The organism is Maribacter sp. IgM3_T14_3, assembly GCF_049603095.1.
GTDB lineage: Bacteria > Bacteroidota > Bacteroidia > Flavobacteriales > Flavobacteriaceae > Maribacter.
In genome coordinates, this window is the sequence record NZ_CP187138.1 from 4,830,986 (window position 1) to 4,855,288 (window position 24,303).

Below are 24,303 nucleotides of genomic sequence, written 5' to 3' on the forward strand. Positions count from 1 at the left end.
AAAACGGACTTAACGTTGTAAACATGTTAACAAAATTTGAGTATTTTGTGTTTTAGGTTATATATTCGTTTGACGAGTAAAACTACGTAAATATAATGAGTAAAGATATAGTACAAATATTTGACACTACTTTAAGAGATGGAGAGCAAGTTCCTGGCTGTAAATTAGACCGTGAACAAAAACTAGTTATCGCCGAACGTCTAGATACCATGGGTGTTAACGTAATTGAAGCTGGTTTTCCTGTTTCAAGTCCGGGAGATTTTCAATCTGTTGAAGCCATTGCCAAGCTCGTTAAAAATGCTACTGTTTGTGGTTTAACTCGTGCGGTTAAAAAGGATATCGAAGTTGCAGCAGAAGCTCTTAAACATGCCAAAATGCCTAGAATTCATACAGGTATCGGTACATCTGACTCACACATTAAATTTAAATTCAACTCTAATAGAGATGCTATTATAGAACGTGCAGTTGATGCGGTTAAATACGCAAAGACTTTTGTAGAAGATATTGAATTTTATGCCGAAGATGCGGGTCGTACAGATAATGAGTTCTTAGCTCGTGTTTGTGAAGCTGTAATTAAAGCCGGTGCCACAGTTTTGAATATACCAGATACTACCGGGTATTGCTTACCTGATGAATACGGCGCCAAAATAAAGTATTTACGAGAAAATGTAAAAGGTATAGAAAAAGCCATTCTTTCATGTCACTGCCACAATGATTTAGGATTAGCTACTGCTAATTCTATTGCAGGCGTTGTAAACGGAGCTAGGCAAATTGAATGTACTATTAACGGCATTGGTGAACGTGCAGGTAATACTTCTTTAGAGGAAGTAGTAATGATTTTGCGCCAGCACCCAAATTTAAATTTAGACACGACTATAAACAGCAAATTATTGTATGATACCAGTTTAATGGTATCCAGTAAAATGGGAATGATGGTGCAGCCTAACAAAGCTATTGTAGGTGCTAACGCATTTGCCCATAGTTCTGGTATACACCAAGATGGTGTTATTAAAAATAGAGAAACATACGAAATTATAGACCCAGCAGATGTTGGTGTTACCGAATCTTCAATAATTCTAACCGCTAGAAGTGGTAGAGCCGCCCTAGCGTACAGAGCTAAAATTGTTGGATACGAATTAACCAAAGTACAATTAGACGAGGTTTACGAAGAGTTTTTAAAGTATGCCGACACTAGAAAAGAAGTAAAAGATGATGATATTCATCAAATCATCGAAACTTCACATATAGACCTACAAAGTATTAGCTAACTATGCATTTAGAAATTGCTGTTTTAGAAGGAGACGGAATTGGACCTGAGGTCATTGCACAATCAATAAAGTGCCTACGTTCTGTTGAAGAAACTTTCGGTCATAGTTTTACGTTTAAAAAGGGACTTATTGGTGCTTCTGCAATTAAGAAAACGGGAAGTCCGCTACCAGATGAAACATTAAAACTATGTAAAAATACCGATGCCACATTATTTGGTGCATTAGGTTTACCTGAGTATGATGACAACCCTAAAGCTAAAATTTGGCCAGAACAAGGTCTATTGAAATTACGGAAAGAATTAGGACTATTTGCAAATATTAGGCCGGTAAAAGTATTTCCTTCTTTAGTAAAACAATCTCCATTAAACAAAGTTCATGTTCAAAACACTGACTTAGTTATTTTTAGAGAATTGGCCGGCGGTATTTATTACGGTCAGAAAACGAATGATGAAGACAGGAACTCTGCTACAGATACCTGTACCTATACCGAGTCTGAAATTAGCCGAATAACTCACTTGGCCTTTAAATCTGCACGTTCTAGAAAAAAGAAAGTAACCTTAGTAGATAAAGCAAATGTTTTAGAGACTTCTCGTTTATGGAGACGCGTAGTTCGTTCTATAGCCGAGAGCTACCCAGATGTAGAGTTAAATTGTCTATTTATAGATAATGCGGCGGTACAGATGATTTTAAACCCTTCTCAGTTCGATGTTATTTTGACCGATAATATGTTTGGCGATATTCTTTCTGATCAGGGTAGCGTTATTGCCGGCTCGATAGGACTTTTACCTTCTGCCTCTGTCGGACTTGAACATGCCATGTTCGAACCAATACATGGTTCATACCCAGATGCTGCCGGTAAAAATATTGCAAACCCAGTCGCTTCAATTCTGAGCATGGCTATGTTATTACAGCATTTTAAAATGAATGAAGAATCTGATGCTGTCGTGGCCGCAGTTTTAAAATCATTTTCTAAGAAAATAGTAACTCCAGATATCTTAGGAAGTTCAAAATACGGCACCAATTATGTTGGTGATTTTATTGCCGATAATATTATGGAACTAGATGGTAACTTTAGTATAAACGACGAAAACATCGGTTTAGGAAAATCGACCATTATATAAATTACTCACTAACCAACTCAGAAATTAATTCGTTAAAATTCTTTTTGAATTCTACGAATTTCTCACCTGTTGCTGGACCATTAAATCCCGTATGAATTTTTCGTACATTCCCTTTTTTATCAATAATTATGGTAGTAGGGTACGATAGTACATGGTTTAGCATTGGTAATTTTTCTTGCGCTTTTTGTTTATCATATGTACCATACTGAGCCAATAAAATAGGATACTCTACTCCTATTCTATCTTTTAATCTTCTAATACCTTCAAAGGCTTTAGCTTCAGTTTTTGCCGATTCAAAAGCAAGACCAATAACTTCTACGTTATCGTTATTTTTTAAATAATCTACTAAAAATATAGTTTCATCTAAGCAATTTGGACACCAGGTTCCCATTAACTGAACTATAATCACTTTATTTTGATAAGTCTCGTCTGCCAACGATATTATATTCCCATCTCCGTCAGGGAAAGTGAAAGCTAGCTTATCATACCCTTCATTCATAAATGTAAGCGAGTCAGGATCCGGTAATTCAAATGTGTCATTTCTAGTAGCTTTAAAAGGCTCTTTAAAATGATTGCCCGAATAGAAAATACCGTTCATACTCGAATCGGTAACTTTTGCATTAAATAAAAATGCATGGGCACCATCAAAAGCAGATAATCTAAGCGAATCGCCATCTAATACACCTTCAAGAAATCTATAATCTCCAGTGGTAGTTCTAAACGTTCCGGTAACCTTATTATCTTCCTGTAAAAAAATACCCTTACCTACGTACTCTTCAGCTAAATCAGGACTAAAATAAGTCTCCCAGATTCCAGAAACATTATTATCTACGCTTTTATTATTAATCTTAAATCTATCCTCTGTACCATATACAGCAGTAAATGGCACTATTCTATTTAAGCTTTCTTTTATAAAAAGACCCTCCATTTTATTCTCGGTAAACGTTCCGGTCAAATATCCTTCAAAAACAGGTGTTTGCAAACGAATAGAATCTCCTTTAATTTCTATTTCATCGACATCTATAACTTCTTCCGCATTAAATATTTGCATGGCATAGCTACCGTCTATTTTCTTAGCGACCTTTAGATTGAAAGGTAAGGCTTGCCCATCCATTACATCAAGCTCAACTAGCCAAATTCCTTCAGATAAATTCACTTCTGGTTTCTCCTCCTTACACCCAACTAATACTAGTAAAATTGAAAGTACTGCAATACCTAATTTCATGTTTATTTATATTTTAATCTGTAATAAACAATTAAAATAGCAGAATTAAAAATTAAAATAAACACTTCATAGCTTATTGAATGTATACGGGCATTGTTTTATCTTTGCTCCCTATAAAAGTTTTGAATGAAAATATCATATAACTGGCTTAAACAGTTTATACAAATTGATTGGGAATCACAGAAAACCAGCGAACTTTTAACCGATTTAGGTTTAGAGGTAGAAGGAGTTGAAAAATTTGAATCTGTTAAAGGCGGATTAAAAGGTATCGTTGTTGGGCACGTATTAAGTTGCGAAAAACATAGTAATGCCGATAAGCTAAATGTCACTATGGTTGATATCGGCTTAGATGCACCGGTACAAATTGTATGTGGCGCAAAAAATGTTGCTGCTGGTCAAAAAGTACCTGTTGCTACTATCGGCACTACACTTTACACTGCAGAAGGAGAAGCCTGGACAATTAAAAAAGGTAAAATCAGAGGCGAAGAAAGCTACGGAATGATTTGCGCCGAAGATGAACTTGGACTTGGTGATAGTCATGATGGTATTATGGTTTTAGATAAACATTTAAAACCAGGCACCGCATGTGCCGAAATTTTCAATATTGAAGAGGATGAAGTTTTTGAAATAGGTTTAACCCCTAACCGTGCAGATGCCATGAGTCATTTTGGCGTCGCTAGAGATTTAAAAGCGGGATTAAAACAACGGGAAATTAGTAAGGAGTTGATTACACCTTCAACAAGTCATTTTAATATTAATGATCGATCTTTAAAAATTGATGTTGATGTTTTACAACCCGAATTAGCTCCTCGATATTGCGGGGTTACGTTGAGTAATCTTATTGTGCAGCCATCTCCAACTTGGCTTCAAAACAGACTTAAAGCTATCGGTCTTACTCCTAAAAATAATGTCGTAGATGCTACCAATTATGTACTACACGAACTTGGGCAGCCTTTACATGCATTTGATGCCTCTAAAATAAAAGGACATAAGATTCTGGTTAAAACCTTAGCAAAAGGAACCAAATTTATAACACTAGATGGTGTAGAAAGAACTTTACATGAAGACGATTTAATGATCTGTGATGCAGAAAAACCTTTATGTATTGCGGGTGTTTTTGGCGGTTTAGGATCTGGGGTTACCGAAGAAACTACTTCAATATTTTTAGAAAGTGCTTATTTTAATCCTGTATCTATACGTAAATCGGCAAAAAGACATGCTTTGAATACAGATGCTTCTTTTAGATTTGAACGTGGTATTGATATTGAAAATGTTGAGTATAGTTTAAAACGTGCCGCATTATTAATTAAAGAGATTGCAGGTGGTGAAATAACTTCTGATGTTTATGACCTGTACTCTAAAAAGCAGCCTAACTTTGAGGTTTTTCTTGCTTTCGAGAAAATTAACAAATTAATAGGTCAAGAAATACCGCAAGACACTATTAAATCTATTTTGGCATCACTTGATATAAAAGTTAAAAATGTTACCGAAACAGGCATGGGGCTTGAAGTGCCATCATATCGCGTAGATGTGCAAAGACAAGTAGATGTAATTGAAGAAATTTTGAGAGTCTACGGGTATAACAATATAGCATTTGGTCAAAAATTAAATGCCTCAGTTGCTACTACAGAATCAACTGCAGACCACACTATACAATCAATAATTGGTAACTCTCTAGCTGCAAAAGGATATTTTGAAATTTTGACCAATAGCTTAACAAATCCTGATTATACAGCACTATTGGGTGCAGAACATGATGAATTTAAGTCTGTTAAAATTATAAATCCTTTAAGTGGCGATTTATCGGTATTACGAAGAGCATCAATATTTTCTGCTCTAGAAGCCGCTAGTTATAATATTAACCGAAGAAGAGCCAATCTTAAATTGTTCGAATTTGGAAAAACATATTATGCAAAAGGCGACAAGAGAATTGAACCAAAGTATCTAAGCATACTACTATCTGGAAATTCAATTCAAGATAGTTGGACGAATAAAGCTTCTGCAACTACCTTTTTTGAACTAAAATCTACTGTTAGGGCTGTATTAGTAAGACTTTGTATACATAATTTAAAGAGTGAACCAACTACTTCTTCAATTTTCTCTGAGGGACTAACTTTTACCTATAATAAAAAAGAATTGGTTTCTTTCGGATTGATAAAGAAGTCGCTTCTTAAACATTTTGATATAAAGCAAGATGTACTATATGCAGATTTCGACTGGGGAGCAGTTCTAAACCAAATTGAAACAACCCCTGTTATTTTTAAAGAAATACCAAAGCACCCTGAAGTTAAAAGAGATTTTGCTTTATTATTAGACAACAAGGCAACCTATCGAGAACTTTACGAGCTCGCATTTGGCACTGAGCGAAAGTACCTTAAAGACATGACTCTTTTTGATGTGTATGAGGGTAAAAATCTACCTGAAGGCAAAAAATCTTACGCAGTAAGCTTTACGCTTCAAGATGATAAAAGTACCTTGACAGAGAAACAGATAGAGAAAATTATGTCGAAATTACAAAACACCTACGAGCAGAAATTGGGTGCATCGCTTCGATAATTAAAGCATTTTTTCAGGAACAAAAACGGTGTCAATCTCATGAATGATGCCGTTACTTTGATTAGAATCTGCAGTAACAATAATCGCACTATTACCAGATTTATCAGTTAAAACTATATCAATACCTCTCATTGTCGCCGTAATTTTTTCCCCTTGAATGGTCGTAAATTTAGCAATACCATTACCTCGGCACATCGCCTTTAAAATTGTTGAAGCAGAAAGTTTATCAGCAATGATATGATAAGAAAGCATAGCCTTTAATAACTTCTTATTTTCTGGATTATATAGTTTGTCAATAGTCGCTTTTGATAATTTTTCAAAAGCCAAATTAGATGGTGCAAAAACGGTAAATTCTCCGCTATAATTTAGCACCTTATCAAGATTTGTTGCTCTTAAGGCATTTAATAGTGTTGAATGATTTTCATTTGTAGCCGTGCTTTCAATAATGGACTTTTCTGATTGAATATTAGAGATTAAACGTTCGAATTGTAATTCAATCACATTGTCCTGTGCATAGGTCTCAAGCCCTATAAACAGGGCACACAGGGACATGAGGGATGTCCATTTTTTCATAATAGGTGGTTCTTAAGGGGCAAATGTTCTAGTAATCGATAAACGGTTCGATTTCGTCGTCAAGATACAATTAGAAGTCATTTACACCTAGTTAAATTATCAAAATAAAATATTTTAACATTTTATTAACTTTTAATTAAGTTAAACAAGATTTTAGTCAATTTACTAATTGATTAACTTTGAGTGTATTGCTAAAAAAAAGAACATGTTACTATCTAAAACGAATATAGAAGAGAAGCTTTCTAAGATTAGAAAAAATCATATTTTATCTGAAGAAATGAGGATGAAAGAAGTTTATGAAATCTTTTCACAGGTTGATGATGAGTTAGATAGAATCGAACAAAATGTTACAACCAGTAAGGGTGAAATAAATAACCACTTTAATATTGATAAGCTTAACAGCTCAAATATTTATCACATTGAAGAAATTAAGCAAATCTGTATTGATTACCGTTTACGTTTTTTAGATACAAAATTTTTTAAAGGACCGATACCATCTGAAGCCTTATCAAAAATTAAGGCGATTGAAAAAGTACACAATCTTGAGATTAAAGAATTCAAAATAATAGCGCCTTCTAAACTTTTTAAATTGGAAGATAAAGATGATCCTTTGTTATTTGCACCAATTGGTAATGGATATCATTATTTAATTCATCAATGGGGTAATGACCTTCAACCTTTACGCAAGTTATTAATGTGGCCCTTTAAAAGCATTGTCAATCTCTCTATTCTTGTTCTTGCTATAAGTTTCGCTGTGACATTAATGATACCTGACGGACTTTTCTCTAAATCAAATTCTAACGCCCAATTTTGGATATTGTTTTTCTTTATGTTTAAATGTATCGCCTCTGTGGTTATTTTCTACGGATTCGCACTGGGTAAAAATTTTAATCCTGCTATTTGGAATAGTAAATATTTCAACAGCTAGTCGAATTTTACTTTGCAAATATGGTTTTAGGAATGCCTTCTAAATCAATATTATCAATTAATTTAAAATCTGGAGCTGGGGTAATTCTTAGAATACCACCTTTGTCTACTTGCCCTTTTTTCTGATACCCGATTAAAACATAATTGTTTTCTTCATCGTAGGCAATTGAAGTTGCTGCCGCAATATTGTACTTAATTTGCAATTCGGTTTCAGTCAAAAAATTCTCAAATAAATAAACTACCGTACTATTTTTATCAAAGTCATAAATTGCTGGCACCTCCACTACTTCTGCGGTTGGCACACTCTTTTGAAAATAAAATTTACCTAAACTATCTACAAAAAAATCAGTCGTAGTTATAAAACCTGGCTCGGTGTTTTCACCATATGTTGTATACGACTTTTCTAAGGTAATAGGATCTAGAGTTGTATGCAGTTCTGGATAACTAACAATTACTTTACCGGTATTATTCGTAAACAATCTAAAAGCATTGTATCCTAAATCTAACTCCATTATAACAGCTTCTTCGGCTAAATCAATAACTGATAAATGAAATTCATCAGTAACAAATTCATTCAAGGTCAAGACAAACAATCTATTTGAAGATGATACTATTGCAATAGGTTTTTTATCTAAAGAAATTTCAGTTTGACTTTCTACTTCAGCATCCAATGAATTAATTCGAACTATAAAATCTTTATCTTTTCCTAACAACTCTCTCTCATAAGCGACAGCCACAATTTCATTAGTATGTGCCATTGCAAGAATTTCTATTGAACAAGGATCAATATCGGTAAAAAGAGAAATCGATTTAGATATAGAATTTTCAGCAGTATACCATTGCAATGAAGCTTCACAATTACTGCTTGAATAATAACTAATATTTGTAGAAGTGCGATATTTTAAGGCATTTGCCGGTATCGCATTAAACGAATTCAATGTATTTTTAACAACTAACTCATTATTTGCAGATCCAATAACTACACCACTTAACTGATTATTTCGCTGTAAAAAAACAGTATAATCTGCATCTATAGTAATAGGAATTTCTTCTTCAATTTGTTCAGAAGATTTTTCGCATGCGAAGAAACTAAAGGCTAGCACAAAGCAAGCCAAATATTTGTAGGTTTTCATAAAACATCGATTTGGGTTAATCTATTCTATGCTTATTCTGCGTACATTTTGTTACGCTGATCTTTCAATGCCTTGTCAGACATATATTCATCAAACGTTGAATACCTGTCAATGTTGCCTTTAGGCGTCAATTCTATAATTCTATTTGCAACTGTCTGAGCAAATTCATGATCATGTGTGGTCAACATTACGGTACCTTTAAAATTCTTGAGAGAATTATTAAAAGCTGTAATACTTTCTAGATCTAAGTGATTTGTTGGCTCGTCTAACATTAACACATTAGCACGCATTAACATCATTCTACTTAACATACAACGTACTTTTTCTCCTCCTGATAGTACTGTACATTTTTTCAGTGCTTCTTCGCCACTAAATAACATTTTACCTAAGAAACCGCGTATATATACTTCTTCGCGCTCTTCTTCTGTTTTTGCATATTGACGCAGCCAGTCTACTAAATTAATATTATCGGTAAAGAAGCCTGAATTATCTGCCGGCAAATAGGATTGGTTAGTTGTTACTCCCCATTGAAAAGTACCTTTATCTGCTTTTTTATTTCCGTTTATAATCTCGTAAAAAGCTGATGTAGCTCTTGAATCTCTTGAAATAACAGCAATTTTATCACCTTTAGCTAGGTTGATGTTTACATTATGGAATAACAGTTCTCCTTCATCAGTAGATGCAGAAAGTCCTTCTACTTGTAGTATTTGATCACCAGCTTCGCGTTCCCTGTCAAAAATAATTGCAGGATACCTACGACTAGATGGCTTAATATCATCAATCTTTAGTTTTGAAAGCATTTTTTTACGAGATGTTGCTTGTTTACTTTTAGCAACGTTTGCACTGAATCGAGCTATAAATTCTTGCAATTCTTTAGCTTTCTCTTCTGCCTTCTTATTTTGTTGTGCACGTTGTCGCGCAGCTAATTGGCTACTCTCGTACCAAAACGTATAGTTACCAGAATATAAATTTAGTTTTCCGAAATCTATATCACCTATGTCTGTACAAACGGTATCTAAGAAGTGACGGTCATGACTTACAACTATTACTGTATTTTCATAATCTGCCAAGAAATTCTCTAACCAACTAATTGTTTCATAATCCAAGTCGTTGGTAGGCTCATCCATAATCAATACATCAGGGTTGCCGAATAAAGCCTGTGCCAATAACACACGTACTTTTAACTTAGAATCTAGTTCTGACATTAAGGTATAATGCATATCGGCATTAATACCAAGATTTGATAATAGTGCTGCTGCATTACTGTCAGCATTCCACCCATTCATTTCTTCGAATTTCACCTGCAACTCCCCTATTCTATCTGCATTTTTATCATCGTAATCAGCATACAGAGCGTCGATTTCTTTTTTGATTTCATAAAGTGGCTTATTACCCATTACTACTGCCTCTAAGACCGTAAAATCATCGGCAGAGTTGTGGTTTTGCTCTAATATTGACATTCTTTTACCTGGCTCTAAATGAACATGACCAGAAGTTGGATCCATTTGCCCGGCAAGTATTTTCAAAAAAGTAGATTTACCGGCACCGTTAGCGCCAATAATACCATAACAATTACCTTGGGTAAAAGCTACGTTTACTTCATCAAACAAAATTCTTTTGCCAAATTGAACAGATAAATTAGAAACAGATAACATAGAAACAAAATTTTAAAAATCCGTGCAAAAATACTGAATTTCTAGCCTTACACTACCTAGTTTATCATCAAATTCGACAAAAGATTCTTAAGTTAGCGGCTGACAACATTTAACTAGCTATTAACAGCAACTGGTAATTAGGTTTGTTATTTTTGGCTAATACCAGATTCATATACTATATGATAAGAATTTTACTCTCTACATGCGTAGCTTTATTAATGGGATGTTCCTCTACCAATAAAGATTCAGAAACGGTACTATTCGCTGGTGAAATAGTGAATCCGACAAGTAATCAAGTTATTTTAATGAAAGGCGGACTCAAAATTGATTCTGCTAAGCTTGATGATAAAAATCGGTTTAAGTTTAAACTTCCATCCCTTGAAAACGGACTATATCATTTTAATCTAGCCCCTGAATTTCAATATGTCTACCTAGAAAAAGGTGATAGTTTAATGGTGAGGCTAAACACTATTTACTTTGATGAATCGCTAGTTTTTTCTGGAAGTAATGAAGAAACAAATAATTTTCTATTAGATCTTTTCCTTACCGCTGAAGACGAAGATTCTGCCATGTATACTGACTATTACGAATTAGAACCAGCAGATTTTTTAGAAAAAATAGAATCATTAAAAAAAGAAAAAGTTTCTAATCTTAATGAAATAAATTCAGAAAATCTTCTTTCTGAAGAGGCTGTAAAATTATTGACAGGCAGTATCGATTATACTTACAATAGGTATAAAGAAATTTACCCCTTTCAGCATAAGCGTAAAACAGCCGAACAAAATTTTCACGACTTACCCCAAGATTATTTTAGTTATCGAACTCAAATCAACTACGGCGACAATACACTTACTTATCTAAGACCTTATTATGATTTCATGAAAGCACATTTCGGAAATTTAGCGTACATGAGCTGTGTGAAAAATTGTAAAGACTCTGCTAATGATTATAGTAAGCAGTTACATTACAAAAAGCATAAACTACATTTGATCGATAGTCTTGTTGTCGAAAAAGAGTTAAGAGATAATCTGTTCAGAAATGTTGCATTAGATTATTTGCTCAAGAAGAAAGATGCTCCTGAAAACACTGAAATATTTTTGAATGAATTTAAGAATGTATCTAAGAACAACATGCATATTGAAGAAATTGAAAACCTATATCAAGGTATTACAAATCTTCAACCGTCTAAGATAATTCCGAATTTAGAAGTTTTAAATTTTGAAAATCAAAGCAAAACTTTAACTGAAATTTCAGCTAATAGAAAAGTCTTATTTTACTTCTGGTCTGGCACCAATAAAAAACAATATCTAGATATTTTTAATAGAATCGCTGTACTTAAAGAGAAAAAACCTGAATACGAATTAATTGGCATTAACATTAAAACGGACTTTGATCAGTGGAAATCTATCATTGCAACACTTGGCGTAGATTCTACTCTACAATACCATAGTACCGATTTTAAAGAATTAACAGAGAAACTGGTTTTATACCCCATGAACAAGGCTATTCTTACAGACAATATGGTAATTGTAGATGGTTTTTCAAACATCTACAAGAATTAAAGCATACGCTTAACTGTATATTTCTTAATGAGAGCTATGACCTTCTAATAGTTTCTCGAACCATCTGCTTGGTAGAATACCTTTAAGCGTTAATGAGAATTTTTGAATAAAAGAACCTACCCTATAATGTGGCTTAGGATTTTTGGTTTCAATAATTTTAGCAATTTTTTTACCTACTTCTGCCGGATTACCGCCGCTATCAACATCTGCATCTATAGATTCTAATGTGCTCTTATAAGCTTGTTTATAAGGCGAATCGTCATGAACAGGGGTATGATATCTACCAGAAGCAATATTGGTAGCAAAATCTCCTGGTGCCAATGTAGTTAACTTGATACCGAAGGCTTTGGTTTCCATTCTATAACTTTCGGTAACAATCTCTAATGCACCTTTTGAAGCAGAATAAATACCTCTATAGGGTAAACCCATATAACCTGCTATAGAAGTAATATTTATAATAAGTCCTTCTTTTTGATTACGCATTACAGGTAATACCTGGTTCATAACATTTAAAGGTCCGTTGAAATTAGTTGCAAATGCTTTTAAAACTTCTTCATGAGGGGTTTCTTCCATAGGGCCGGTTATGCCCACACCTGCATTATTTACCAATACATCTATTCGTGATTCTTGTTGAAGTAATGAGGCTATACAACTTTTAATGGTCTCTTCTTTTCTTACATCCATTTCTAAAAGTGGAAAATCAGAAAATGACGGATATTTACTTTTACTACGTGTTGTACCGTAAACTTTATATCCTTTCTCCTTTAAATGTACACCTATTGCTTTGCCAATACCTGAAGATCCACCTGTAATTAGTACTACTTTTGTTTTCATTTTATAGAAAATAAGCGATGCTAAACGTTATATAGAATTGGTTTTGAATATGTTACCTTAAAATTTAAAATTTCACTTTAAGGCACAAAAAAAGGCAAGCTACCTACATCGCACCGCTACGACCATATACCCTTGCTGTGTTCCCACCCTGGGGGATTCTACAGGAGCTGGTCGTGTAGGACTTGCCAGGTGCAAATATACAATCTTTTAAAACTTTGACAATCCTTTAGTTTCTAATTTTTATGAATTAAATTGCCTATTAATAACAAGAAACCCTTCTTGCAAACACTTACTACGTAAAATCAAATACCCGATTTCTAAATGAAAATTATAAATTTTTTCTGTATCGTTCTTATTACCAGCTTATTCACATCTTGTGGTAGTGGCAATCAAAAACCGTCTGCCTTATTTGAAATTAGTTTAGAAAAAAATGTAAATCAAGTGAATCAAAACCAAGAAATTGGTGTTACCATTAAAAATAAGAAGGAAAAACAAATAGAAAGTATTCAATATAGCATTGATGGCACCACAATTCCGATTAACAACGATAAAATTATAATTAATGTCCCCACTCTTGGTAACAAGATTTTGACCGCCAAAATCACTTTTGATGGTGAAACCGTCGATATTAATAAAAACTTAAAAGTCCTTTCTGAAAAAGCTCCAGAAATTTATACTTATACAATTATTAACGAATACCCACACGATACTATGGCATATACACAGGGTTTAGAATTTCATAATGATACCTTATATGAGTCTACAGGTAAAAAGGGACAGTCTTTTTTGCGAAAATTAGATTTCAAGACCGGCAAGGTATTCGAGCAAATAGATTTAGATGAAACATATTTCGGCGAAGGTATTACCATACTTAATAACAAAATCTATCACCTTACTTGGCAAAGCGGAATAGGATTTATTTATGATTTAAATACGTTCAAAAAATTAGATAACTTTCAGTACGGTAAAAGTCGTGAAGGCTGGGGTTTAACGAACGACGGTACCAAGATTTTTAAAAGTGATGGAACAGAAAAAATATGGTTTTTGAATCCGGATACGATGACCGAAGATGGCTATATAGAAACGGTGACCAATTCTTCTATATTTAATTCTGCTAACGAATTAGAATATGTTGACGGAAAAATTTACGCCAACGTTTATCAAAAGCCAAGTGTTATGATTATTGACAGTAATACAGGCGCTATAGAAGGTGTTATCAATTTTAGCGGATTGAGTGATATCATTACTAAAACTGAAAATTGGGATAAAACAAATTACGTGCTTAACGGTATTGCGTATCACCCCGAACGAAAAACATTTTTTGTTACCGGTAAGTTCTGGGACAAAATGTTTGAAGTGCAAATAGAGAAAAAATAGAAATATGGCATTTCAAAAAGAGATTGTTGTTTCGCATGACGATTTAGACGATTTAAACCATGTTAACAATGTACGTTATGTACAGTGGATACAAGATATTTCTAAAGAACACTGGCAAACCGTAGCAACTGCGAAAATGCAGCAAGATGTCATTTGGGTCGTACTAACCCATCATATAGAATATAAGCGAGCAGCAGTATTAGATGACCCAATTATCATATCAACACATATAGAATCTAGTTCTGGTGCCAAATGTGTTAGAATTGTAGAGATGAAACACGGCACGACCAAAAAATTATTGGTTAGATCAAGCACAGAATGGTGTCTTCTTGATAGTACATCTTACAGACCTACACGAATTCCTGAAGAGATTAAACAAATATTCCTTTAACTTAGTAAATAACCTCGGGGTAAGCCCACGAGGCATTCGTAAGAAAACAACCTTTAAATTTCGAGGCAAGCCTCGGAGTATTTAAATCTCGATTATCGAGTAAAACCCTATATAACGTGCGGATTAGAATACTAATATCCATCTCTATTTTATTTCTTATGCTATGGAGTACATCATGTAGAAAAGATTTTGAATATACACCTAGCAATGGTCTTTTGTCTTTCTCTAAAGACACGGTTTATCTCGATACTGTTTTCGCGAATATCGGTAGTAGCACCTATTTTTTAAAAGTCTACAATGACAGTAAAGATGATATTATAATTCCAAAAATCGCTCTTAAAAATGGTAATGAGAGTTTTTACAGATTGAATGTGGACGGAGTTGCCGGCAAAAATTTTGAAAATATTCCCCTTTATGCCAAAGACAGTCTTTTTATTCTTATTGAAACCACAATAGATATCAACGACGATACTTTGAGCGAGCTGGTATATACCGATGCTATTCAATTTGACAGTGAACCCTATCAACAATCAGTTGAACTTGTTACCCTAGCGAAAGATGCTATTTTTCTTTTTCCTGATGTGGCTTCAGAAAATAGCAATCAAACTGTTGTTCTCTATAATGATGATTCTGGAAACCCTATCGAAGTAAAGGGGTTTGAATTAAAAGATGAGCAATTAAATTTTACAAATGCAAAATCTTATGTTATTTACGGTTATGCCATTGTTCCCCAAGAAAAAGAACTTGTTATAGATGCAGGTTCAAGGATTCACTTTCATCAAAACTCTGGAATTTTAGTACAAGACGGAGCTCAAATTTCTATTAACGGACAACTTAGCGAAAATGGGGATCTTTTGGAAGGTGAGGTAATTTTTGAAGGCGATAGACTTGAACCTGAGTTTGCTGAGATACCTGGCCAATGGGGTGCCCTTTGGATCAGCGCCGGCAGCCAAAATAACACCATCAATCATTTAACTTTAAAAAATGCCGAGCTTGGTATTTTCGTTGAAGGTAAACCAAACACCACCGAGAAATCACTTACTATTTCTAATAGTCGCGTTTTTAATAGCTCTAGATATAATCTTTGGGCGCGTAACACTAGTATAGAGGCTTCCAACTTAATTTTAGGTGCATCTGGCAATTCATCTCTACTTATTGAAAATGGAGGCAGCTATTCATTTACACATGCAACAATAGCCAATTATTGGAATAAAGGACTTAGATTTAATGCTGCACTAGAAATTTACAATTCCAGAAAAAATGCTAACGAAGACGGATTCGATTTAACCAAAGCCGAGTTTAAAAATTGTATTATTGATGGCAATAGCTCAACTGAGATTTTACTGCAATCGAATAATCAGAATTCATTTAATTTTAGTTTTCAAAATTCTTTTATCAAATTCAACGAATCCACCATCGACGACGATTTGCTTTACAACTTTGATGATGAAATGCTTTACTCTACTATTATTCTTGAAGGTAATATTGATTATTATCTACCATTCGAAAATGATTTTAGAATTGGGCTAGAATCCGAAGTAATCAATAAAGGTGATGTCAATACAGCAAATTCAGTGCCTTTTGATATTATAGGCGAACCACGATTACCTAACCCGGACTTAGGGGCTTTTCAAGCAAAAGAGAAAGAAATGTAATTGTATTAGCAGATTTGTTGACAGATTTTTCTCTCACAAGCCCCGTCAATGTTGATTTTATCAATATGTCCTCGGTTTTTATAAGGATATTCTAGGTCTTCTTTTTCTTACCTATGTTTAATTTCGTAGAATACACTATTTCTTTTGAGTTATACATACACCATAATAGATTCTGATGCTGTATCTAATTTGCAATTGCATGCATTTTTAGATGAGTATGGTGATTTCGAATGTATAAATACCACTAGCAACCCTTCAGACGGTCTAAATGATATTCTAAAATTTTCGCCAGATATTGTTTTTATCAATCTTAATAAAGACTATTCATCTGTTTTTATGATGGTTACCGAGATTCATCAATATATGAATCAATTGCCGATATTAATAGGTATAGCATCAACCAAAAATTACGCTTACGATGCAATCAAAAATGGCTTCTTTGATTATTGGCTACAACCCTTTAACGAATTTGATATTCGAAAATCGCTATTAAAACTTCAAAAGCGAATGCCGAAAGAAAAGGTTCCTGCTACTTTATGTTTAAAGTCTTACAATGATTTTCAATATCTGAATACCAATGACATTCTTTACTTAAAAGCTGATAATAATACCACCGAATTTTTCATGAAAGATGGTACAATTATAAATGCCTTTAAAACGTTAAAGACTTTTGAAAACACGCTACCAGAAAACTTTATGCGTATTCATCAAAGTTATATCGTTAATACCAGTTATGTTTCTCGTATTAATTTTGGTAAATCTGTTTGTGCTTTAAAGCAGGTTAACGAACAACTACCGTTTTCAAAAACATACAGGGAGAATATGAATAACCTTAAGAATATTCTTTCAAAAACCACCTTTTCTTCTTTAAATTAAAGAATTCTCTCACAACTAGTTCATATACTATCAGAATCAACTCATCTACTCAAGACTTTAAATATTGGCTTCGTTACTCAACGAACACTAGTACTTTAGCTATATCATAAACCAAAAACCCCTAATAAACAGAGACAATATGAAAAAAGTTACAAGTATTTTAGCAGTTGCGATAATGACAATAGGTATGGCAACATCAATAATTCAGAACACAGCTAGTGAATTTGAATTTATGAACGATATTTCTAAAGCACTAGCTTGTGATGATTGTGCTTTACCACCAGATGATAGAAGACCGCCAAAAACTATTGCATAATTAAAATTTGTAAAAACAAAAATAGCCTTTAACAAACATGTTAAAGGCTATTTTTTTATACCTTGGTTTTTAATCTCTATAAAATTATTTTTTTTGAACAAGTCTTATTTTTACATAATAATACTCTTTTTAAATTGTCTTGGTTGTTCAAAAACAAAACCTGAAAAGGTAACACAAGAAACACAAACCACCAACGACAGTATCTCAGTCTGGGTATCTGAAAGTCTTGCTCCCGAGATAACAGAAGAAGATAAATTATCCCTACAATTAAAAGCTTTTAATCTTGCAAAAAATGCTGGCAATGATTCTCTAAAAGCTATATACTTCTCAAATCTTTCTTACAACACCAATTTTATAACTGACAGTTTATTATACCGGAAAGCAAATGAACAAGCCATTTTGCTTAATAAGCGCATTAAAGATTCATCTGCTCTTGGTAATGCCTACTGGGACTTGGCATATTTTTTTAATAAAAATAATGTCAAGGATAGCGCATTTTACAATTATTCAGAAGCACTAGGTATTTTCAATGCCATTGATAACAAAGGAAACATGGGAGAAATGTATTTGCGCATGGCCACTATTCAAATGAAAATCAAAGATTATATAGGCAGCGAAGCAAATACCGTAAAAGCTATAGAAAATTTTAAATCAATTGAAGACGACAAAAAATTATCTGATAGTTATAATCTTTTAGGTATCGTTTTGAACGATTTAGAAGAATATGATAAATCACTTTCGTATTACAAAGAATCATTATTTTATCTAAAAAAGACCCCCAATTCCAATACTGGTGAAGCCAGACTTATTAATAATATTGGAGTAACCTATAGGAACAACGAACAGTACCTGCTAGCAATTGAAAATTTCGAAAAAGTTTTAAGCACCAATAACTTATTTGTAAAGACCCCCGACCTATTCGCCAAGGCGTTAAGTAACTTTGCCACTGCGAAATTATATAATAAAGACACTGTAGATGTTGAAAACCTTTTTATTAAAGCAATAGAAATTAAGAAAAAAGTAAATGACCTAGGTAGCTTATCCTCAAGTTTTTATAATTATGCTGAATACGAAGCTTTTGCCAAAGACACACTTAATGCTATAATTAAAGCCAAAGAATCTGAAAGGTTAGCCTATGCTGGGAATTCAAATGAACGATTGTTAGAAACTTGGTCTTTATTAGCCAAGATAGACAAGGAGAATGCAACTGATTATTTCCAAAAATATACGAACCTTAATGATAGCCTTCAACGTGAAGACCGTAAACAGCAGAATAAATTTGCTAGAATCCGTTTTGAAACCGATGAATTCATAGCCGAAAATGTTGAATTGGAAAGCGAGAAAGAAGTACTCTCAAAACAAAAGCAGATGTGGATTGGTATTGCCACAGGCTTCTTCTTACTTGGACTTTCAATCTACATCATAATCAACCAACGCGCAAAAAATCAAAAACTTCGGTTTGATCAGCAACAACAGGCGAACAACCAAGAGATTTTCAACCTCATGTTGACCCAAAAACAAAAAGTAGATGAGGTGAAGCGATTAGAGCAAAAAAGAATATCAGAAGAACTGCATGACGGTGTACTCGGTAAAATGCTAGGCGCCCGTATGATATTAACCGGATTGAATAAACGCTCAACCGACGAAGCTATTCAAGAAAAATCAAAAGCTATTGGCTCATTGCAAGAAATTGAAAATGAAATTCGTTCTATTTCTCATGAATTAAGCCATAGCGCATATCAGAAAATAAACAATTTTACCGACTCTGTTGAAACGCTGCTTGCCAATAACAAAAATGTCAATATCAAAACTATATTTCATTTTAACGAAGACGAAAATTGGGATAGTTTAGCTGGCGATATTAAAATTAACGTGTACCGAATAATACAAGAAACTTATCAAAATGCGATCAAACATGCTAATTGTACCTATTTTGAAGTAACATTTTATAGAAACGATGCTACCTTTAATGTAATCATGAGCGATAATGGTATTGGTTATAATGTCAATAAAGGCAAAAAAGGAATCGGAATAAGAAATATAACCTCTAGAATAGATAAATTAAATGGAACCTTTCATATAGATTCCTCTGAAGGACAAGGAACTACCATATCTTTAAATATTCCTGTTAAAATTGAATCTAAAAAATAGTGTGATAATAATACCACATATAAAAACGTTTAGTAAATTACATTAGAATCGTAATTTATGAACACTGTACGAATTTTAGCGGTAGATGATCACGAAATGACCGCATTAGGATATAAATATATTCTTGAGGATGCTGATTTTACAGATTTCAATGTAAAAGTAGAGATTGCTACCAGTTTCGAAAAAGGTAAATCCAAAATTGAAAACTCGAAACGAGCAATACCTTATGATGTCATTTTATTGGATATTCAATTATTCTCTCCAGAATCGAAAGACCCAAGGACAGGAATTGATTTAGGCATTGTTGCGCGAGCTGAGGTACCTAATTCAAAAGTTGTGTTCATGTCTTCTTATAGCGACAATTATAGAATCAATAATATTTTTAAAACTGTTAACCCAGATGGGTATATGGTTAAATCTGAAATTGATGAATTGTCACTTAAAACAATGGTAGAAACCATCGTAAAAAATTCACCTTACTATACCGCTAGTGCACTATCTGCTATACGTCGCAGAATGTCTACTGATATCGTGATCGATGAACAAGATCAAAAAATTCTATACCACCTTTCTCAAGGTATACATACAAGAGACATTGCGCCATTAATTGGTTCTGCAAATACTACGGTAGAAGCTAGAAAAAGGCAGCTTAAGGCCCTATTTGATGTCAAAAACGGTAACGATCTTGCCTTAATCAATGAGGCTAAAACACGAGGATTTCTTTAAACACCTAAATTTTATAATCCTGAATATCAATGGTTTAAAAATTTAAAAGTGATTTTATAATAATATCCTCCGAAATTCTAAGGATTTCCTAAGTGAAATTGCAAAGTGAGAAAGGTATCTTTATAAGAAAGAATGCTATAAATTTCGAACTATATGCCATTTAACTACGAAAACTTTATCAATAATTCAAAGTTAGAATATACCAAAGAGATTGCTGGTTTAGATGAATTTCTAAGCGCTATCGGCTTTCATTATTTCTCTAATGTTAAGCTTAATAACAAGCATATTACGTTTAATTCTATAAGCTTAGTATTAGAAGTATCTTGCAATTTAGACCTTCTAGAACTACTTGCACATTTTAATACCGGTAGATGGGGCAACAACGGTAAAGAAGATTCTCCTTTACATAACGAGCTAGAAATTCTTGATTTAAAAAATCAACATACTATTGATATTGAAGAACTTACGTTATTTTTAAATGACACAAGTATTGTTATAAAACGAATTTACGACCAAAGTATATCAACCCAATTAAATGACATTTTAAAGCAAATTGCCTTCAACTATGTTTTTTTAACAAGAGGTCTTTCTCAAAAACCATATGAGATTTTCGTACCTATATTTGAAGATGTATTTGAGAATATAGATGCCAATGAAGCACAATCGGATATGACACCAAAATCTTATTCTGAATTTTGGGGTATCTATTTAGACAAAGACGATGAGGCTTCTATTTACGATGTAAATAAAAATACTTATGTAAATGGTGATTTAGAGTTTTTATCTGAATAAAAACTCTAAATCAATAAACTATTTAAATTATGCTTTAAAAATTGGTCTTGTATTCATCATTGCATTGACTTTACCTTTAACGTCATTAATGATGGTTTCGTTTTCAGGATTCATTATAACCTGATCAATAAAATCAACAACTATTTCCATATCACTTTCTACCAAACCTCTAGTAGTAATAGCTGCAGTACCAAAACGAATTCCTGAAGTTACAAATGGTGATTTATCATCAAATGGCACCATATTCTTATTCGCAGTTATATCTGCTAAAACCAAAGCTTTCTCGGCATCTTTACCTGAAATATTTTTATTTCTAAGATCTATAAGCATCATGTGGTTATCAGTACCGTCAGAAATGATGTTATAGTCCCGTTTTACAAAAGATTTAGCCATTGCATCAGCATTTTTCTTTACTTGCGATATGTATGTGGCATATGATTCTGTCAAAGCTTCCCCAAAAGCGATTGCTTTACCTGCAATTACATGTTCTAACGGTCCACCTTGGTTTCCTGGAAAAACTGCTAAATCTAATAAAGCTGACATTTTCCTTAGATTACCATTTTTTAACTTTATACCAAATGGGTTTTCAAAATCTTCGCCCATCAATATTAATCCGCCTCTTGGACCTCTTAATGTTTTATGTGTTGTTGTCGTTACAATATGACAATGAGGAATTGGATTATTCAAAAGTCCTTTCGCAATCAATCCTGCAGGGTGAGAAATATCAGCCAATAATATAGCATTTACACTATCTGCAATCTTACGAAAACGCTCAAAATCCATATCTCTAGAATATGCAGATGCGCCAGCGATTATCAATTTAGGTTGCTCTTTTGAAGCTATTTCTTGAATTTTATCGTAATCTAATCTACCGGTTTCCTTATCAACACCGTAGAATACAGGGTTATATAATCTACCAGAAAAGTTTACAGGCGAACCATGTGTTAAGTGACCACCATGAGATAAATCGAATCCTAATATCTTATCCCCTGGCTGTAAACAAGCATGATATACAGCTGCATTTGCTTGAGAACCAGAGTGAGGTTGAACATTTGCATAAGCAGCTCCAAAAAGCACTTTTGCTCTATCTATAGCCAATTGCTCAACCTTATCCACTACTTCGCAACCGCCGTAATATCTTTTACCAGGGTAGCCTTCAGCGTACTTATTGGTAAGTACTGATCCTTGAGCTTCCATCACTTGCGGACTAGTAAAATTTTCAGAGGCAATTAATTCAATGCCATTGATTTGACGTTGTCTCTCTTCTTCAATTAAATTAAAAATTGTGGTGTCGCGTTGCATGTCGATATATATTATAAATAAGTTGCAAAAATACAAATAGCGTACCTATTGAAATATAAAAAAGAACACAAACACATAACTTATTTATTAAAATTAGTTAATAACTATACTGTTATATCTTATTGAATAAAAAAAGTATTCATGCATCTCACCGATAATATACTATTCCTTGTCCTATTTCGTTAATTAATAACCCTTTTATGGCACGGCTGTTGAATAGCTATTATAAATCATAAAAATAATAGACATGAAAAAATTTCTACTATTTAGTTTTTTAGGTCTACTACTATCTTGTAGTGGTGTAAAAAAAGCGCAGGAGGCTCTGAACTCTGGCAATTACGAAACTGCTATCAATAAAGCAGTTATGAATATTGCAGAAAATAAGACCAAAAAAAGTAATCAGACTTATATTGTTCTTCTCGAAGAAGGATTTAAAAAAAATACCGAAAGGGAATTGCAACACATTAAATTTCTTAAAAAAGATGGTAATGCAGCAAACTACGAAGAGATTTTTAATGCCTATGGTCGTTTAAAATCTATTCAAGAACGTATTCGCCCTTTACTTCCTTTACATATTCAAGATGAGAATAGAAGGGCACACTTTAATTTTAAGAATTACGATGATGATATCATTGCAGCTAAATCTAATTTATCTGAATATTTGTATTCCAAAGCTACTACGCTATTAAATACCGCTAACTACAAAGTTGATTATAGAAATGCCTATAATGACCTTAAATATTTAGATGAAGTAAATCCAAACTACAAAGATGTGGTTACTAAAATCGATGAAGCATATTTAAAAGGTTTAGATTATGTAATTGTTGACATGACCAACAATACTGATCAGATCATACCAAAAAGATTAGAGGAAGAACTTTTAAATTTAAATACATACGGTTTAAATTCTAACTGGACAGAATACCATACGAATAGAATACAAAATCAATTGTATGATTATCAAATGGAAGTTTCTTTTCAAGACATCAATGTTTCTCCTGAACAAATTAGAGAGAAACAAATAAGTAAAGAAAGACAAATTAAAGATGGCTACACCTTTGTTGAAGACAGAAATGGCAATGTAGTTACAGACAGCCTTGGAAATAGTGTTAAGGTTGATAAATTTAAAACTGTAAAATGTAATTTCTATCAATTTACACAGTTTAAAAGTGCCAAAGTAACAGGGGTAGTTAGTTTTATTGACTTAAAAAAACAACAAAAAATTAATCAATACCCATTAACTAGTCAATTCGTATTTGAACATATTTATGCAAATTACGATGGTGACAAAAGAGCACTAGATAATGATTTAGTTTCTCTATTACAATTGGCAAGAGTACCTTTCCCTACCAATGAGCAAATGGTTTATGATGCAGGTGAAGATTTAAAAAACAATCTCAAAAGTATTCTGAACAATCAAAAATTTAATTAATAAAAAAGCCCCGTAAAACGGGGCTTTTTTTTATACGTATTGTTCTAATTTGATATCAGAAATTGCACTGTGCGAATCGTGTATTACCACTACCCCATTCTTTATTATTAAAAGTTGAGGAGATTGGTGCATCACTCCAAATTCAGAAGCCACTGCATTAGATACATCTCTATTAGCAAGCAAATCTAAAAAATACAAATCCATTTGTCCATTTTCAAGACCATAACTACTTTTAAACATATTTAACACCATTCTACTTATTCCGCAAGATGTAGAATGTTTAAATATTACCTGAGGTCGACCGCTCGACGCCTCTTTAATTTCTTTTAATTGAGCTACTGAGTTTAAAGGTATCCAAGGAATGCCCGATGAAGAATTTTCCCCATCACCCTTAGAACCTCCAAATAAACCACCAAATAATCCCATAAAAT

General features: G+C 33.3%; 21 protein-coding genes and 1 other RNA gene. 14 read left to right on the top strand and 8 right to left on the bottom strand.

Annotation, left to right across the window (positions count from 1 at the left end; all coding sequences use genetic code 11):
- The first annotated feature begins 95 nt into the window (after positions 1–95).
- Complete coding sequence (locus ACPF9A_RS21390; protein WP_424000315.1) at positions 96–1,268, top strand: 2-isopropylmalate synthase; 1,173 nt, start codon at positions 96–98, stop codon at positions 1,266–1,268.
- Between the two features lie 2 nt (positions 1,269–1,270).
- Positions 1,271–2,389 (top strand): 3-isopropylmalate dehydrogenase, encoded by a 1,119-nt coding sequence (leuB, locus tag ACPF9A_RS21395; protein WP_424000317.1) that lies wholly within the window; start codon positions 1,271–1,273, stop codon positions 2,387–2,389.
- Between the two features lies 1 nt (position 2,390).
- Here leuB and ACPF9A_RS21400 read toward each other — a convergent pair whose 3' ends face one another.
- The gene (locus tag ACPF9A_RS21400; protein WP_424000319.1) at positions 2,391–3,614 is read right to left on the bottom strand and encodes a TlpA family protein disulfide reductase; all 1,224 of its coding nucleotides are present in this window, start codon (positions 3,612–3,614) and stop codon (positions 2,391–2,393) included.
- A gap of 126 nt (positions 3,615–3,740) precedes the next feature.
- Here ACPF9A_RS21400 and pheT point away from each other — a divergent pair, with 126 nt between their 5' ends.
- Positions 3,741–6,170 carry a phenylalanine--tRNA ligase subunit beta gene (gene pheT / locus ACPF9A_RS21405; RefSeq protein ID WP_424000321.1) on the top strand — a complete coding sequence of 810 codons (2,430 nt, stop codon included), beginning with the start codon at positions 3,741–3,743 and terminating at the stop codon, positions 6,168–6,170.
- Here the strand turns inward: pheT and ACPF9A_RS21410 are convergent, their stop codons facing one another.
- A complete protein-coding gene (locus ACPF9A_RS21410; protein ID WP_424000323.1) occupies positions 6,171–6,743 on the bottom strand; it encodes a fasciclin domain-containing protein in 573 nt (190 codons plus the stop codon).
- A gap of 205 nt (positions 6,744–6,948) precedes the next feature.
- Between ACPF9A_RS21410 and ACPF9A_RS21415 the strand changes: the two genes are divergently transcribed.
- Positions 6,949–7,671 carry a hypothetical protein gene (locus ACPF9A_RS21415; protein WP_424000325.1) on the top strand — a complete coding sequence of 241 codons (723 nt, stop codon included), beginning with the start codon at positions 6,949–6,951 and terminating at the stop codon, positions 7,669–7,671.
- Positions 7,672–7,678: 7 nt separating this feature from the next.
- Here ACPF9A_RS21415 and ACPF9A_RS21420 read toward each other — a convergent pair whose 3' ends face one another.
- Both ACPF9A_RS21420 and ACPF9A_RS21425 read right to left on the bottom strand, forming a co-directional pair.
- Complete coding sequence (locus tag ACPF9A_RS21420; protein WP_424000327.1) at positions 7,679–8,803, bottom strand: hypothetical protein; 1,125 nt, start codon at positions 8,801–8,803, stop codon at positions 7,679–7,681.
- Between the two features lie 32 nt (positions 8,804–8,835).
- Entirely contained in the window at positions 8,836–10,458 is a 1,623-nt protein-coding gene (locus ACPF9A_RS21425) for an ABC-F family ATP-binding cassette domain-containing protein (RefSeq protein WP_424000329.1), read from the bottom strand.
- 179 nt (positions 10,459–10,637) lie between these two features.
- Here ACPF9A_RS21425 and ACPF9A_RS21430 point away from each other — a divergent pair, with 179 nt between their 5' ends.
- On the top strand, positions 10,638–12,020 hold the full coding sequence (locus ACPF9A_RS21430) for a transaldolase (RefSeq protein WP_424000331.1): 1,383 nt from the start codon (positions 10,638–10,640) through the stop codon (positions 12,018–12,020).
- 24 nt (positions 12,021–12,044) lie between these two features.
- Here ACPF9A_RS21430 and ACPF9A_RS21435 read toward each other — a convergent pair whose 3' ends face one another.
- Both ACPF9A_RS21435 and ffs read right to left on the bottom strand, forming a co-directional pair.
- Complete coding sequence (locus ACPF9A_RS21435) at positions 12,045–12,854, bottom strand: SDR family oxidoreductase (RefSeq protein WP_424000333.1); 810 nt, start codon at positions 12,852–12,854, stop codon at positions 12,045–12,047.
- 89 nt (positions 12,855–12,943) lie between these two features.
- Positions 12,944–13,042, bottom strand: an RNA gene (ffs, locus tag ACPF9A_RS21440) — signal recognition particle sRNA small type.
- Positions 13,043–13,175: 133 nt separating this feature from the next.
- On the opposite strand from ffs, the gene ACPF9A_RS21445 reads away from it, so the two are divergent.
- The 8 genes from ACPF9A_RS21445 (at position 13,176) to ACPF9A_RS21480 (ending at position 21,138) form a co-directional block, all read left to right on the top strand.
- Entirely contained in the window at positions 13,176–14,231 is a 1,056-nt protein-coding gene (locus ACPF9A_RS21445; RefSeq protein ID WP_424000335.1) for a glutaminyl-peptide cyclotransferase, read from the top strand.
- A gap of 4 nt (positions 14,232–14,235) precedes the next feature.
- On the top strand, positions 14,236–14,622 hold the full coding sequence (locus tag ACPF9A_RS21450; RefSeq protein WP_424000337.1) for an acyl-CoA thioesterase: 387 nt from the start codon (positions 14,236–14,238) through the stop codon (positions 14,620–14,622).
- Positions 14,623–14,780: 158 nt separating this feature from the next.
- Positions 14,781–16,277, top strand: coding sequence for a hypothetical protein (locus ACPF9A_RS21455; RefSeq protein ID WP_424000339.1), 1,497 nt, complete (start codon positions 14,781–14,783; stop codon positions 16,275–16,277).
- 144 nt (positions 16,278–16,421) lie between these two features.
- The gene (locus ACPF9A_RS21460; protein ID WP_424000341.1) at positions 16,422–17,153 is read left to right on the top strand and encodes a LytR/AlgR family response regulator transcription factor; all 732 of its coding nucleotides are present in this window, start codon (positions 16,422–16,424) and stop codon (positions 17,151–17,153) included.
- A gap of 139 nt (positions 17,154–17,292) precedes the next feature.
- Entirely contained in the window at positions 17,293–17,469 is a 177-nt protein-coding gene (locus ACPF9A_RS21465; RefSeq protein ID WP_424000343.1) for a hypothetical protein, read from the top strand.
- Positions 17,470–17,562: 93 nt separating this feature from the next.
- Complete coding sequence (locus ACPF9A_RS21470) at positions 17,563–19,620, top strand: tetratricopeptide repeat-containing sensor histidine kinase (protein WP_424000345.1); 2,058 nt, start codon at positions 17,563–17,565, stop codon at positions 19,618–19,620.
- Positions 19,621–19,677: 57 nt separating this feature from the next.
- On the top strand, positions 19,678–20,346 hold the full coding sequence (locus ACPF9A_RS21475) for a histidine kinase (protein WP_424000347.1): 669 nt from the start codon (positions 19,678–19,680) through the stop codon (positions 20,344–20,346).
- Positions 20,347–20,499: 153 nt separating this feature from the next.
- On the top strand, positions 20,500–21,138 hold the full coding sequence (locus ACPF9A_RS21480; RefSeq protein ID WP_424000349.1) for a hypothetical protein: 639 nt from the start codon (positions 20,500–20,502) through the stop codon (positions 21,136–21,138).
- Positions 21,139–21,165: 27 nt separating this feature from the next.
- Here the strand turns inward: ACPF9A_RS21480 and glyA are convergent, their stop codons facing one another.
- Positions 21,166–22,440, bottom strand: a complete 1,275-nt coding sequence (gene glyA / locus ACPF9A_RS21485; protein WP_424000351.1) for a serine hydroxymethyltransferase — start codon at positions 22,438–22,440, stop codon at positions 21,166–21,168.
- Between the two features lie 247 nt (positions 22,441–22,687).
- Here glyA and ACPF9A_RS21490 point away from each other — a divergent pair, with 247 nt between their 5' ends.
- Complete coding sequence (locus ACPF9A_RS21490; protein WP_424000353.1) at positions 22,688–23,872, top strand: hypothetical protein; 1,185 nt, start codon at positions 22,688–22,690, stop codon at positions 23,870–23,872.
- Positions 23,873–23,902: 30 nt separating this feature from the next.
- Here the strand turns inward: ACPF9A_RS21490 and ytxJ are convergent, their stop codons facing one another.
- On the bottom strand, positions 23,903–24,298 hold the full coding sequence (gene ytxJ, locus ACPF9A_RS21495; protein ID WP_424000355.1) for a bacillithiol system redox-active protein YtxJ: 396 nt from the start codon (positions 24,296–24,298) through the stop codon (positions 23,903–23,905).
- Between the last annotated feature and the right edge of the window lie 5 nt (positions 24,299–24,303).

What these genes read in the sequence shown, in the direction of transcription:
- ACPF9A_RS21475 (WP_424000347.1), top strand. Translation starts at nt 19,678, where the DNA reads ATGAACACTGTACGAATTTTAGCGGTAGATGATCACGAAATGACCGCA.
- ACPF9A_RS21430 (WP_424000331.1), top strand. Translation starts at nt 10,638, where the DNA reads ATGATAAGAATTTTACTCTCTACATGCGTAGCTTTATTAATGGGATGT.
- ACPF9A_RS21455 (WP_424000339.1), top strand. Translation starts at nt 14,781, where the DNA reads ATGCTATGGAGTACATCATGTAGAAAAGATTTTGAATATACACCTAGC.
- ACPF9A_RS21490 (WP_424000353.1), top strand. Translation starts at nt 22,688, where the DNA reads ATGAAAAAATTTCTACTATTTAGTTTTTTAGGTCTACTACTATCTTGT.
- pheT (WP_424000321.1), top strand. Translation starts at nt 3,741, where the DNA reads ATGAAAATATCATATAACTGGCTTAAACAGTTTATACAAATTGATTGG.
- ACPF9A_RS21480 (WP_424000349.1), top strand. Translation starts at nt 20,500, where the DNA reads ATGCCATTTAACTACGAAAACTTTATCAATAATTCAAAGTTAGAATAT.
- ACPF9A_RS21415 (WP_424000325.1), top strand. Translation starts at nt 6,949, where the DNA reads ATGTTACTATCTAAAACGAATATAGAAGAGAAGCTTTCTAAGATTAGA.
- ytxJ (WP_424000355.1), bottom strand. Translation starts at nt 24,298, where the DNA reads ATGGGATTATTTGGTGGTTTATTTGGAGGTTCTAAGGGTGATGGGGAA.
- ACPF9A_RS21425 (WP_424000329.1), bottom strand. Translation starts at nt 10,458, where the DNA reads ATGTTATCTGTTTCTAATTTATCTGTTCAATTTGGCAAAAGAATTTTG.
- ACPF9A_RS21465 (WP_424000343.1), top strand. Translation starts at nt 17,293, where the DNA reads ATGAAAAAAGTTACAAGTATTTTAGCAGTTGCGATAATGACAATAGGT.
- ACPF9A_RS21420 (WP_424000327.1), bottom strand. Translation starts at nt 8,803, where the DNA reads ATGAAAACCTACAAATATTTGGCTTGCTTTGTGCTAGCCTTTAGTTTC.
- ACPF9A_RS21450 (WP_424000337.1), top strand. Translation starts at nt 14,236, where the DNA reads ATGGCATTTCAAAAAGAGATTGTTGTTTCGCATGACGATTTAGACGAT.
- ACPF9A_RS21435 (WP_424000333.1), bottom strand. Translation starts at nt 12,854, where the DNA reads ATGAAAACAAAAGTAGTACTAATTACAGGTGGATCTTCAGGTATTGGC.
- ACPF9A_RS21390 (WP_424000315.1), top strand. Translation starts at nt 96, where the DNA reads ATGAGTAAAGATATAGTACAAATATTTGACACTACTTTAAGAGATGGA.
- glyA (WP_424000351.1), bottom strand. Translation starts at nt 22,440, where the DNA reads ATGCAACGCGACACCACAATTTTTAATTTAATTGAAGAAGAGAGACAA.
- ACPF9A_RS21400 (WP_424000319.1), bottom strand. Translation starts at nt 3,614, where the DNA reads ATGAAATTAGGTATTGCAGTACTTTCAATTTTACTAGTATTAGTTGGG.
- leuB (WP_424000317.1), top strand. Translation starts at nt 1,271, where the DNA reads ATGCATTTAGAAATTGCTGTTTTAGAAGGAGACGGAATTGGACCTGAG.
- ACPF9A_RS21410 (WP_424000323.1), bottom strand. Translation starts at nt 6,743, where the DNA reads ATGAAAAAATGGACATCCCTCATGTCCCTGTGTGCCCTGTTTATAGGG.
- ACPF9A_RS21445 (WP_424000335.1), top strand. Translation starts at nt 13,176, where the DNA reads ATGAAAATTATAAATTTTTTCTGTATCGTTCTTATTACCAGCTTATTC.